A 13383-nucleotide genomic window follows, 5' to 3' on the forward strand; every position below is an offset into this window, starting at 1 on the left:
TTTTATCCGATGAGTGCGACATTTTGCATTTAAAAATGTCGACTGGCACAAGGATCGCTTCACGAGTGCGACATTTAGTGGAAGAAAATGTCGACTGGTGCATCAATCACTCCACCAGTACGACATTTGGGTCTGAAAAGTGGTCACCCAGATTGAAATATTCAGCGACTGAGACATCTCCTTCCAAAAAGTGCTCACTCACCGACTTTCATACCAGCGACTGCGACATTCGACTCACCAAAGTGGTCACTCGTTAAATAAATTTGGGCTGAGTGCAACAATTCTTTATAAAAGTCTTATGTAGCTTTTATTTTGTAGGATTTCATTATGGTTCTTTATACACACCAAGCAATATGCTAAGATTATAGGAACTAAAACGTTTACTAAAGGACTGTGAGAGATGGGATTAAAGAAGGTCAAAGAGGCGGCGTACCTTACAGCGGAAAATCACCAGCGATATCGGGCGATTTTGCGCTATTTTTTTATACAGCATGAACGCATGCAGGAATACATCTATCCTGAAGAAATCTATAACTATTTGAAATCTACGGGCGATTTTTCTGAGTTTGAAGAGGACAGTCTGTACTTGGATCTGGATCAGCTTGTCAGGTGGGGCAACTTAATACCCAGACAGGAAATGGGCAGCCCGCGTACGATTGAAGAGTACAAGAAGAAACGATTTCGTTATCAGCCAACACCTTATACAATCGAATTTGAACGACTGCTTAGTGAAATGGAAAACAGGAACGAATCATTCGGAGGTGCTCTGGAACGTACTCAGTTCGACCGAGTCTACCATCTATTGCAGGAACTCGAAGGGGTCGTTATAAAGGAGCAAACGATCAGTGATGAAAAGGCGAGCCGTTTATGGGATGATCTGCAGAATCATTTCCGTCAGATCGTTGAAAGTACGTCTGGATATATTGCCTACATCAGTAGTGAGGAAGTCGAGGAGCGCATGAAAACTGAGGCTTTTTTAGCGTACAAGGACCGCTTTACACGTTACCTCAGGGAATTTATCCGGGCCATGCAGTCAACTTCTGAACAAATCAAGTCACTGCTTGCGGTCTTATCCGAAAAGAAAATGACTGAGTTCTTCCGGCAAGTACATACGCATAAATCTAAATCCTTGCTGGAGGAGACCTCTGATTTTAATGAATCAGAAGTGGTTCTTGAGTACATCGAGCGATGGCGGACATTGCAGAAGTGGTTCAGAAGTTCTCAGTCATTCAGCAAGAGTGAATCAGAGATCTTGCTTGACCGGACGACCGAGGCGATCAGGAAAATCACTCAGGTTGTGCAGCGTATGGGTGAGCGGAATCAGAATTTTCGCAGTCGACGCGAAGAGTATCTATACTTAGCCGAATGGTTCAGCAGTCTGGAAACGATAGATGACGCACACAAGTTATATTCTGCGGCTTTCGGGATGGATCATACGCGACATTTTTTCATTGATCAGAATCCGACTGATAATATTTATACGGCTACTTGGGAATGTGAGCCGATGACATTTGAAACGAAACCTATGCTCCGTACCTACCGTCAGCGAAGTACGCCAGGAGCAGTGATCGACCGATCAGAAAAACGGAAAATCGCACGTGAACTCTATTTAAAAGAGAAACAGCTTGAACGCGAAGGGATAGAAAGACATATGTGCGACCGGTTGATCGAACTGGATAAGGTAGAGAACATTGAGCCGAACGTTCGACAAATCTTCTTATCGTGGATCGGCAAGGCGATGGGACAGGAAGATCAGATTATTCAGACTGAATTCGGCATGCGTGTCAAAGTGATCATGAAAGAGGAGCGTATCGTTCTGCGTTCTATTGATGGAGATCTTAATATGCCAAACGTGACATTTGAACTTTTAGAGGATAAAGGAGTGACTGGTCATGCCTGAGATTGGATTCAATGAACAACAGCAGGATGCTTTAGGCGCTCTTTTTGAAAATTTCTGGATCTTAAGGGACAAAGAACCAGAAACTTATCAGCTTATTCGTGAAAATGAACGCGCATTGAGACGCTATATCATCGAAAAGTTTGGGCTCTCGCTGATCGTCCATAAAGATTTTATAAAACTTGAAAAAGTACCGTTAAAACCTGAAAAATGGATGGGCATAGCGTCCTTTCAGGAACCCAGAGACTATGCGTTGTTTGCCTGCGGTCTAGCGTATCTAGAGAATCATTCGGTAGAAGATCATTTTCTTTTATCGGAGTTTGCTAACGGACTAAAAGAGATGTATCCCGGTGTAATAGCGTTGGACTGGACGAATTATCAGCACCGTAAGTCGCTCGTTCGTGTATTGAAGAAGTTAGTGGAGCTGGACTGTATTCATGAAGTTGACAGCTATTCTGGAGGTGTCGAAGGCTTTGCCTATTCAGAAGAGCAGGAAGTTCTTTATAAAGGAACGATCTATTCAAGATACTTTATGCGCAATCACCTGCATGATATACGTCGATGCGAATCTCTTGCAGATATTTTGGATATGGACTGGGAACGCAATCAGGAAGACTTAAGACGAAAACGCGTCTACCGAAAACTGATGTATGAGCCAGTCGTTTACCGGGAAAGTGAGGACGATTTGGACTTTGACTATATTAGACATTACCGTAACAGTCTACGTGAAGATATCGAGTCTCATACTCCTTTCGCCTTACAAGTAACAAAGAATTCAGCCATGCTGACCTTGCCGGAACAGAAACAGCTGTATGAGTCGTTCCCGGACAGGAAAGCATTGTCGACTATTGTACTGCATGTTCAGGCATTTGTAAGGGAGCATATCAACAAGTACACCATCGATGCGTTCGGACAGATTCATTTGACACATGCCCAGTTTGAACAGCTTATCCAGCAGGTGAGAGAAAACTATAAAGTCGGCTGGAGCATTGAATATCGGGAGAAAAGCGGGCTTAAAAAGACATCTGAGGAAATTCTGCTGCATCTTTTAGACTGGTCATTTGCCAAAGTTGAAGCAGAGACGAATCTGATCGTCTTGCTTCCCGCCTTTGGACGGATGAGCGGCTATTATCCTAAAGACTTTGAAAGCGAGGATCAAACATGATGGAAACGACTAAAAACAAATGGCAGATCAACCGTGCCGGGCTGTTCAACTACTGGTACTACGAAGACGAGGTCTTTGATTTCGCTGGCGGAAAGCTTCTATTAAGAGGAAACAACGGAGCGGGCAAGTCCGTAACGATGCAGAGTTTTCTTCCAGTACTTTTAGACGGATCGACTCGACCAGAACGGCTGGATCCTTTCAATTCAAGAGCACGTCGTATGGAAGACTATTTGTTAGGTGAAAAAGAGGTATCCGGTCTGGACGAACGGACGGGGTACTTGTATATGGAATTCAAAAAGAGTGAAACGGATCAGTATATGACGATCGGTATCGGCTTAAATGCAAGACGCGGTAAGCCGCTTAACTTCTGGGGCTTTGTTTTGACTGACAACCGAAGGATCGGGAAGGATATCCTTTTATATAAAGTAGAAAAAAATGAAGGGAAAGAAGAGAAAATCCCGCTTTCCAGAATCCAACTGCGTAATGAAATGGGTGAAGGCGGCCATGTGGTCGAGACGCGCAAGGAATATGCCAGTCTGGTCAATCAGTATATTTTTGGCTATGAATCGATCGAAGAGTACGAAGACCTGATCAAACTGCTTATTCAGCTTCGCAGTCCGAAATTATCTAAAGAATTTAAACCTTCTGTGATTTTTGAAATCCTTGAAGAAGCTCTGCCGCCGCTTTCAGACGAAGACCTTCGCTATCTTTCGGATACGATCGAGCATATGGATCAGACAAAACAGCAGCTGGAACAGTCAGAACGTGAGAGCGAAGCGGTCAATGCTATTAATAAAGCGTACACCGCCTATAATCAAAAAGTCCTTTACGATCAGGCCAAAGGATATAGAGAAGCGGTGTCTAATCTTGAACAGGCAGAATCAGAACGACTAGCCATATTGACTAAAACAGCTGAATTGAAAGAACATATCAGTCATCTGGATCAAGAGATATCAAACCATGAGGATGAAAAAACCACAGCAGAAAAACAGCGTGAACGATTAAGTCAGCATAAAATATGGAACCTTGAAAAAGAAAAAAAGAATGATCTTGAGAAACTGCAACGGTTGACAGATAGACTGGAAAACCTTAACAAGCGCTTCAGTGGTGAGCAGAAAAAAGAACGGGTGACCCGTGAACTGCTGGACCAGACGGAGCTCAGCATTAAACGGATCAAAGAATCGTTGGAAGATAAGCTCGATACTTTATCGGATGATGCTTTGAAAGCCGGTTTTTCACAAATGCATAGCGTCAATGAAGAAGACTTTAAAGCCAATGCCGGATCACCTTTTCAGTTTTCAGCCTGGATGCATCAAGCTGAAAAACATTACAGCTATTTACAGGAAATAGTGAAAGAGTTAAGAGAATTTGAAGATCTCAAAAAGCAGCATACTGAAAAAGACAGTGACCTAGGGAAAGTAAAACTGGAGCTGGACCGAAAGCGAGATGAGGAGAAGGATTGGGAAAGCTGGCTGAATGAAGAAAAACAGAAGCAGTTGAATGCTATTCATGAGTGGCTGGCTGAGGCAGATTATCTTAATTTGTCAGAAGATAAAATCCAGCATGTTTCGCGTGCTCTGGATCGTCTTTATGTGGATACAAGGTATGAACAGGTGGAAGCTCCGATTCGTGAGGCCGTTTCAGCATTTGAGAGTGAAAATTTACGTACATTAGCTGAACTGGAAACAAGAAAAAACGCTGAACAGCAACTGAAAAATGAAAGAGAACGTGAGCTTAGCGAGTGGAAAAACAAGAAAGATCCTGATCCCAATACGCATCCGTTGACCAAGGAAGCGCGGAAAAAATTAAAAGACCAGGGAGTGGCAGCTGTTCCGTTATATAACACTGTGGAATTTCACGAAGGTGTGTCCGAAACGACACAGAAAAGACTGGAAGCAGCCTTGATCGAAACGGGTCTGCTTGATGCGCTGATCACGGCAGAAGGAATCGAAATCGAACATGACCGTGTACTCCAACCTGCTCCTCAAATGATGGCTTATACATTGGCAGACTTACTCAAGCCTGATCTTGATGCAGCGTCTGAGATTACAGAAACTCAGGTGGATGATATTTTAAGAAGTATCCTGATCGACGATTCGAACAGCAAGGTCTTGTCGCTTTCAAAAGACGGGCGTTATACTATTGGACCGCTCGTTGGGCACGCGGTCCCTGTAGAATCTGTCCGGTTTATCGGCAGCCATGCCAGGGAACGTTACCGAAAAGAACAGATCATTCGTCTTCAAGAGGAACTTGAAGATAGCCAGACAAGGTTAGATGAGCTTGATAGAACGATGCGTGAACATAGATCGGCAATGGATCAAGCGAAGCATCACCTTCTTGATTTCCCTAATGATGAAGATCTGTCCGAGGGCTATTCGAATCTTCAGAGTGTTCAGCTGCGTATCGAACGATTGAATGAAATTGTTAACGATCTGTCTGAGACGCTCAAGGCGATTTCTGCAGCTATAAGGTCTTTGAAAGTGAAGCTGGACAGACAGACAAACAGTGATGGCCTTCGACTAGACTTGCCAGTATATGTGGAAGCCTTGGACACGATGCGCCTTTATGAAAAGGATCTGGCTGCACTCAAAGGGACGCATCAGCAACTGATCAATCAATACGAGAAACAGAAAGATTCAACTGAAAAGCTGCTAGAACTAGAAGAGACGCTGCTGGATATAAAAGATGAGACAGCTACTTACCAGAGAGATATCGCTCTTATGGAAAAAGATATTGAGCATATCGAAGAACAGATGGCTAAAGAAGGTGTCCAGAATATTAAAAGACAGATCCAGGCTATAATGAAAAAGCTTTCGGACCTGGATGAGCTTTTGAAAACCAAACGAGATGAGCGGACTAGGAAAGAAACAGAGCTCTCTTTCACATCAGACCAGATCGATGAAAAAGAAAGTCAGCAGGCTTTCTGGAATAATATGAAAACTGCTTGGGCGCAGACATTCAGTGAAGAGAGCAAGCGGAACGTGCATTCGCTCGAACGTCTCGATCGATCCTTAGAAGAAGACGCTGACGCTATCATTTCAGGCCTAAATCACTTATCTAAACAAGAAATTTCTCAGCTTTCAGGGTCATTATCACGGAAACGAAATGATCATCAGGATAATTTGATCGAATATAGGCCAGTCCAGCGAACAGTTTATTCAGAAATGCCTGATTGGATGAACGAAGCTATCTCTGGCAGTCAGGCCATCTATGTGGAAGGATGGAAAAATGCACGGTCGAGAGAACTCGTGGAACTTCATCTGCAGGGGAAACGTGTCAGTCCGTATCTAGTAGCAGATCATCTGAAAAGTGAAAGGGAGCGCCAGCAGGTCTACCTCGATGAACAGGACAGAAAACTTTATGAAGAGATCCTGTTTCAGTCGGTGGGGAATAAACTTCGCGCCAGGATCGGTCGGGCTGAACGCTGGGTGGAAGAGATGAAGGCACTCATGGAATCGCGAAATGATTCTTCCGGACTGCTTTTTTCGATCCGCTGGAAGCCTAGAACGGCTGAGACTGAAGATGAAATGGATACGAAGGATCTCTTGAGCCTTCTGCGTCAAAACGCTGAACTGTTGAGTGAAGAGGATATTGCAAAGGTCACCACGCATTTCCGGACGAAGATCAGCCGGGCGAAAGCATTGATGAAAGAGGGGACTGAAATGCAGACATTGCTTCAAGTGCTGAAACAAGTACTAGATTATAGGAACTGGTTCTCATTTGAACTGAGTTATCAGCGGACAGGCGATGACCGGAAACGGCAGTTGACCGACAACCAGTTTTATAAATTCAGTGGCGGCGAAAAAGCTCGAGCTATGTATATTCCTTTGTTTATTGCCTCCTATTCTAGATACTTGGAAGCCAGTGACGAGGCGCCTTTCATCTTGTCTATGGATGAAGCTTTTGCGGGTGTGGATGATCACAACATCGCCGATTTGTTTGAAGTACTGGAAGAACTCGGTTTCAACTATATCATCAATTCTCAAGGTCTTTGGGGAGACTATGCAACAGTCTCTGAACTGGCGATCAGCGAACTGTTCCGTCCACAGAACGCCGATCATGTCGCTGTGATCCGGTATGTTTGGGATGGCAGCAAACGTCGTCTGATCACAAATGAAGAAGGGTAAGAAAGCTATGAAGAAAACACTCAAAGATGCCGTAAAGTTTTTTAAATCAAATAAAGTTTACGGAAAGTTATTTCGTTCTTTCAAGAAAAAGTACGAGTCGCTCGGCCGAGTAGGAGGCGGAGTCTCGCTTGCTTCTTATTCAGAAGAGGAGCTTTTTGAACTAGCCACTTTTCTCGGGATGCGTTCAGATAAAATGCTGGAAAAAAGACATGTCACCTTGACTCAATTTGAAAAACAGCTGCTAAAATACAAATTCGAAGTCGATGACTTGAAGACTTTATTGGAAGCCTATTTCGATGAGCCGATGATATCAAATAAGGAACGATTGGAGAATGAAGCAGAAAATAAACAGGCTTTTTTTGTCGAGCTCTTATCAGATAATCCGTGGATCACCGACTGGTTAAACTATCTTGAGGTTAAATCGTCGGATACTTACTGGATCCACCGCTTGATGGATACTTCATATGAAACATTTAAGGCTTATACTGCATCATTAAACCGTTCCATTGAATCATTACCTGATACCCCGATCAGATTGCCTGTTTTTGCCCAGAAGATTACAGGGCAGCCTCATGCATTCGACAGGAATAAAGAACTTGGACGGCTGCTGATCCATCTGCTGGCTTATAAACAGAGTCTGCCTTTAAAAGAACCGTTGCAGGTGCCGTCAACCAGCGAAGACATTACTGAGCTGCTGCTTACTTATAATATTCTTCGGGATGATATAACGAATTATGTGACGATGGCAAATATTCTAGCTGAAACTACGAGTGATAAAGAGAAAGTTTGGAAAGTGGCGTGTGCGACGCACTCAGTTTTAAACGTGCCGATCCGAGAACTTCTTGACGTCCAAGCCTTATATCCTAATAACGGGAAAGATGAGGCGGCTACGGATGTCTGGATCGTGGAAAATTCTGGGATATTTTCGAGCCTACTAGATGAAGTGCCTAATATTCCTCTCGTATGTACGCACGGTCAGTTCAAATTATCAGCCTGGAAAAGTTTTGATCTCTTAGTTGCGGAAGGGTGTCTGTTACATTATGCCAGTGATCTTGATCCCGAAGGTCTCGGTATGTCATATCGTTTGCTGATGCGATATCCGAACTCTGTCAAGTTATGGAAAATGGATGTCGAGTCTTATGATAAAGCCGTTTCCGAAGATGAAAATCTATCTGACAATCGCCTTAATCAACTTAATATCATCGAGCATCCATCTCTGGATAGTTTAAAGAAAGCAATGCTGCATAAAAAATCTCCAGGCTATCAGGAAGCCTTACTTGATGAAATGGTCAGTGAACTAAAAGAAGAAATTTAAAGAAGTGACATCAGCGAGTAGTGGCTCGCTGATGTCACTTTTTCGTATTTTAAGGGGTCGTTGAAGGGCTTGATGACAGACTGGTTGAAAAGAGTTTTCCGAGTGTGTCGTTATTAATAGAAGATGACAGACTCGTGGTGACCAAATGTCTGACCTTGTCGTTTTGCCACTGAAATGACAGGGTCAGTAAATTTTGGTAAGCGAGCTGGTCATTATAAAATGAAAATGACAGAGTCAAATGGGTTTGTGTGGGTGAGTTGACCTTTTACAGGCACGGATGACATGCTGAACACTTGCCATACCTGTGACTCTGTCATTTCTGGATGAAAATGGCAAAGTCGTGAATCTAACTCTCATGACTTTGCCGTTTCGTTCCATAGATGACCAGGTCAGAAAATATGATAGCTGAGTTCGTCATTTTTGACATTGGGAAAGGGACAAGTGCTGACTCGTTCAAGGTTTATGCAGCGAGAACGACATCCCAAGCTAGAAAGTGTTCACTCGTGTGAGTAAATCGAAGTGAGCAAGACATTTCAGAAGGAAAAATGCTGACCCAGCATTTTTTTATCCGATGAGTGCGACATTTTGCGTGAAAAAATGTCGGCTGGTACATCGCTCGCTCCATCAGTACGACATTTGGTTCTGAAAAGTGTTCACCCAGATTGAAATATTCAGTGACTGCGACAAATAGTTTCTAAAAGTGCTCACTCACGATCACTCATACAAACGACATCGACATTCCACTCACTAAAGTGCTCACTCAGGAACGTCACTCTGCTCGAGCGAGCATTTGAAACCTCGAAAGTGGATGGATTCAGGAATTTCAAGGGCTAAATTCCTGAATCACCATTGTAGTCCGATGCAAAATATACTAGAATAAGTCAGTATGACTAAAAGACTGAGCAGTCAGTCTTTTTTTGTGTCTACCTTAAAAAAATGCGTTTAGGAGAATTGGATGAATAAAGAATCTATAAGAGAAGCAAATCTATGGGAAGCGCTGGTCGTATTTGGGACGCTTATCCTAATAATGGCTGTGTCGATCGTGGCTTACGGCGCTGATCCGCATATCCCGATGTTTTTAGGTGTGATCATCGCGACGCTCGTGTCACTGCGTATCGGCTACAAGTGGAGTACGATCGAAAAGTTCATGATCGACGGGATCAACCAGGCGATGCAGTCACTGATCATTCTGATCGTTATTGGGATACTGATCGGCGTCTGGATCGTTTCAGGCGTCGTACCTACGATGATTTCTTACGGCTTGAGTATCTTGTCACCGGGCTTTTTCCTGCCGGCAACGGTACTGATCACATCCATTACGGCCCTTGCGACCGGTTCATCTTGGGGGACGGCCGGAACGATGGAGATCGCCTTGATGGGCATCGCCGCAGGGCTTGGGATACCGGCACCGATGACCGCCGGTGCGATCATATCGGGCGCTTACTTGGGCGACAAGATGTCTCCGCTGTCAGATACCACGAACCTGGCGCCGGCAATGGCTGGAACAGACGTCTTTACGCACGTGAAGTTCATGACGCTGCCGACGGTCATCACCTATGTCACCAGTCTTGTCATCTTTTACTTTATGGGACAGCCATACGGGGGAGGAGAGACGAATCTATCCGTTATACAGGAGATTCAGTCAGGGATCGCCATCAACTTTTCCGTGAGTCCGTGGCTGATCCTGCCGCCGGTGCTCGTTATCGTTGGGATCGCTATGAAGATACCGGCTATCCCTGGGATCGTTTTGGGCATTTTGAGTGCAGCTGGATTGGGTATGCTCATCCAGGGCAATACTCTGGGTGAACTGATCGCATCAGGGATGTCAGGCTACGTCAGTGACACCGGCATCGCAAATATCGACGAACTGCTGACCAACGGCGGTCTGGAAGCGATGATGTACGCGGTCTCGCTGACCGTCATCGCCATGATGTTCGGAGGGATCGCAGAAAGTACGGGGATGCTGAAAGTCCTTTTAGGCGTTATCCTGAAAAACGTTCAGTCGACGATCGGCTTGATCAGCGCCACGATGTTATCGAGTCTGTTCAGTAATGTGACGATGCCGGAACAGTATATTTCGATCATCATTCCTGGCCGCATGTTCAAAAAGGCTTATACGGAAAGAGGTCTTCATCCAAAGACCCTGTCGAATGCATTGGAAAGTTCAGGGACCATATCCTCTCCACTGATCCCCTGGTCGACGTGCGGCGTCTTTATGGCGACAGCTTTGGGTGTGCCAACTTTAGAGTATGCGCCTTATGCCGTATTCAACTTGCTGACACCGGTCGTGGTGATCCTTCTAACTTACGTGGGCACAACAGTTGCTTATATGACAGAAGAAGAGAAGACTACTATGGCAGAAGACGGCACTGTTTAATCGAATAATGAAATAGAAGAGCGACGAGCCTGTTTATAAGGTCGTCGCTCTTCTTTATATATTAATGATTAGTACGCAGGATCCGTTTCATCAGGTTCGCGCCTGAACACGAGCAGTGCACCGAGTCCTGTGATGACCACAAGCAATCTGATGAGCCAGCCGAGGTAAGGGATCAGCATCAGCAGCTCCAGAATGAACAGGCCTAGAAGTACCAGCAGGAGTTCCTTGCCCAAGCTTTCCCTGACGTAGGCTTTCAAGATCAAAGAGCCGATGAACAGCGCCACTATGATCTTGGAGATATAGAACAAGAAAGAAATTAAAGAAGTAAGTTGTAATCGTATGCAGTTTAGTATAAAATAAATTAGTAACGTTACATAACGTTATTGTAACGTTTATCGTCACTGACATAATACATTAAGGAGAAATTTGAATGAAAAAACCCACGATGCAAGATATAGCTGATGAGTTGAATGTATCCAGAAACACAATATCGCGTGCGTTAAGAAACAAGAATGGTGTGAGTGAACAAACGAAAAGAGAGGTTAAAGCAATAGCTGAAAGAATAGGCTATATCTATAATAAAGACAAAGTTGAAGAAGCCAAAAGTGGAAGTAAGCATTTTATATTACTAGTATCTTCTTTTGCGATAACTCAAACAGGATTTTTTGGGATTATTATAGAAGAATTGAAGGATATAGTGAAAGAGAATAAAGACACTATCGAAGTTATAGAGATTCCTCGAGATAACATTGAACAACAGACACTAATATTATCTAAAATAAAAAAATACACTAGCGAGTTGACAGGAATATTTATATTGAGTCATATAACGAATGAATTTATTGAGAATATTATTAATTTAAAATACCCCACAGTTTTAATTGATCACCATTCACCTAAACTGAAAACTGATTCTGTAGTTAGTCAAAATGAGTTCGGAACGTATGACTTAGTTGACTATTTAATAAAACAAGGTATTAAAGAAATCGGTTTTATAGGTAACACTAGTCTCTCCCCAAGTTATAGAGAACGTTACATTGGTTATCGCCAAGCGTTGGAGGATCATTCTCTTGCATTTGATTCTTCATATGTGATTTCAGATATACAGGAAGAACAGAAAGCTCTATTTGAGAGGATCTCTAATTTGGATAAAATGCCAGAATCATGGTTCTGTGTTAATTCTGGTTTAGCGTTCATACTTAACACGTATCTCCATTCTAAAGGATTTAGTGTGCCAGAAGATGTATCGATTGTTTGTTTTGATGATACTGATTTCTCACGCCAGTCATCTCCGCCAATAACATGTGTAGGAACCGATTTAAAGTTATTGGCTAAAATTTCATATAGTCGTATGGGGTATAGATTGCTCAATCCGGAAGAATCGTATACAGAGATTAGGATTTTACCTGAATTTTACGAGCGTGCATCGGTTCTGAAGAGTCATACTGATTAGTTTTTTGTGATTAATAACAAGAGCATTTAATCGAATGGAGGTGAGTTAATTGAAACTTCTAAAAGAAGATATACAAACAATGTTAACAAATTATGACATAGGGGAGTTAATAAATTACACTTTATTATTAGAGGGTACCGTTCAGTTTAACTTAAAATTGAACACAACAAATGGAACTTTTATATTAAAATACTATATCAACAGAAACTATGAGGAAGTACTTTTCGAATATTCACTCATTCATTATCTAGTAGAGAATAACTTCCCAACAGCGTCAATAGTATCATCAGAGAATAAGTCTTTACAGAAGCATAAGGGACATCCATATATTATTTTTAAGTATATCGAAGGAGAACATATAATTAATCCATCTAAGAAACACATCCAGCAGGTTATCAAAAAAATGGGTCTTCTTCACGAACTTACTGAATCTGTCGAGTTTAAACATGTGAAAAACAGACTCACGTATACACCTCATGAGATATCTACACTCGTGAAAGAGAAAGTGAATACTATCAACACAGAGAATGCAAAAAAAAAATACAGCTGGTGGCTTAAAGAATTTGAAAAATTAATATTGCCGGATGAGATGAGAAGAAGTATTTGTCATACTGATTATAATCCCTTAAACATCTTCTTTATAAAAGATGAGTTTGAGGCATTGATCGATTTTGACGATGCTAATTATACGTATCGCTGTTATGATGTAGTATCATTTATTAACTTTTTTGAACCCTCGTTTAATCATAATAATTGGAAGGATTTTGAAAAGGAAGATATCTTAAACTTAACTGATGCAAAAGATTACATTAGGCTTTATGATAAACTTTTCGGGATAAACGAAGTAGATAAAGTCCACTTATATGATTTGTTAAAATTCATAACTTTAATTGATTGTTTATGGTACTTTGAGCGAGGGGAGTATTATGATTTTTATGAACGAAGAAAGATTGAGTCCTTAAATCTATTAGGTAGAGAAGCTTTCTATTCAAAACTATTTAAGGAATAATAAATAAATTTTTATGTAAAATCAGCATTAGTTCAAGGAT

Annotated in this window: 8 protein-coding genes; 7 read left to right on the plus strand and 1 reads right to left on the minus strand. The window is 42.4% G+C overall.

The window, feature by feature from the left end:
• The first annotated feature begins 400 nt into the window (after window positions 1-400).
• From AB4027_RS04920 to nhaC, 5 genes are all read left to right on the plus strand, one after another.
• Window positions 401-1900, plus strand: coding sequence for a TIGR02677 family protein (locus AB4027_RS04920; RefSeq protein WP_368646226.1), 1500 nt, complete (start codon window positions 401-403; stop codon window positions 1898-1900).
• Complete coding sequence (locus AB4027_RS04925; protein WP_368646227.1) at window positions 1893-3062, plus strand: TIGR02678 family protein; 1170 nt, start codon at window positions 1893-1895, stop codon at window positions 3060-3062. The genes AB4027_RS04920 and AB4027_RS04925 overlap by 8 nt, the downstream gene beginning before the upstream one ends.
• On the plus strand, window positions 3059-7189 hold the full coding sequence (locus tag AB4027_RS04930; protein WP_368646228.1) for a TIGR02680 family protein: 4131 nt from the start codon (window positions 3059-3061) through the stop codon (window positions 7187-7189). The genes AB4027_RS04925 and AB4027_RS04930 overlap by 4 nt, the downstream gene beginning before the upstream one ends.
• 7 nt (window positions 7190-7196) lie before the next feature.
• Window positions 7197-8504 carry a TIGR02679 family protein gene (locus AB4027_RS04935; RefSeq protein ID WP_368646229.1) on the plus strand — a complete coding sequence of 436 codons (1308 nt, stop codon included), beginning with the start codon at window positions 7197-7199 and terminating at the stop codon, window positions 8502-8504.
• A gap of 955 nt (window positions 8505-9459) precedes the next feature.
• A complete protein-coding gene (gene nhaC, locus AB4027_RS04940; protein ID WP_368646230.1) occupies window positions 9460-10881 on the plus strand; it encodes a Na+/H+ antiporter NhaC in 1422 nt (473 codons plus the stop codon).
• 68 nt (window positions 10882-10949) lie between these two features.
• Here nhaC and AB4027_RS04945 read toward each other — a convergent pair whose 3' ends face one another.
• Complete coding sequence (locus AB4027_RS04945; protein WP_368646231.1) at window positions 10950-11165, minus strand: hypothetical protein; 216 nt, start codon at window positions 11163-11165, stop codon at window positions 10950-10952.
• 146 nt (window positions 11166-11311) lie between these two features.
• Between AB4027_RS04945 and AB4027_RS04950 the strand changes: the two genes are divergently transcribed.
• Together AB4027_RS04950 and AB4027_RS04955 are read left to right on the plus strand one after the other, a co-directional pair.
• On the plus strand, window positions 11312-12334 hold the full coding sequence (locus tag AB4027_RS04950) for a LacI family DNA-binding transcriptional regulator (protein WP_368646232.1): 1023 nt from the start codon (window positions 11312-11314) through the stop codon (window positions 12332-12334).
• 49 nt (window positions 12335-12383) lie between these two features.
• A complete protein-coding gene (locus AB4027_RS04955) occupies window positions 12384-13343 on the plus strand; it encodes a phosphotransferase (protein ID WP_368646233.1) in 960 nt (319 codons plus the stop codon).
• Window positions 13344-13383 lie beyond the last annotated feature (40 nt).

Origin of the sequence: Alkalibacterium putridalgicola, assembly GCF_040959045.1 — a bacterium.
Taxonomy (GTDB): Bacteria; Bacillota; Bacilli; order Lactobacillales; family Carnobacteriaceae_A; genus Alkalibacterium; species Alkalibacterium putridalgicola.

Bases quoted from the DNA above. Each gene is read 5' to 3' on its own strand.
- AB4027_RS04950 (WP_368646232.1), top strand. From the start codon at position 11,312: ATGAAAAAACCCACGATGCAAGATATAGCTGATGAGTTGAATGTATCC.
- nhaC (WP_368646230.1), top strand. From the start codon at position 9,460: ATGAATAAAGAATCTATAAGAGAAGCAAATCTATGGGAAGCGCTGGTC.
- AB4027_RS04930 (WP_368646228.1), top strand. From the start codon at position 3,059: ATGATGGAAACGACTAAAAACAAATGGCAGATCAACCGTGCCGGGCTG.
- AB4027_RS04925 (WP_368646227.1), top strand. From the start codon at position 1,893: ATGCCTGAGATTGGATTCAATGAACAACAGCAGGATGCTTTAGGCGCT.
- AB4027_RS04920 (WP_368646226.1), top strand. From the start codon at position 401: ATGGGATTAAAGAAGGTCAAAGAGGCGGCGTACCTTACAGCGGAAAAT.
- AB4027_RS04935 (WP_368646229.1), top strand. From the start codon at position 7,197: ATGAAGAAAACACTCAAAGATGCCGTAAAGTTTTTTAAATCAAATAAA.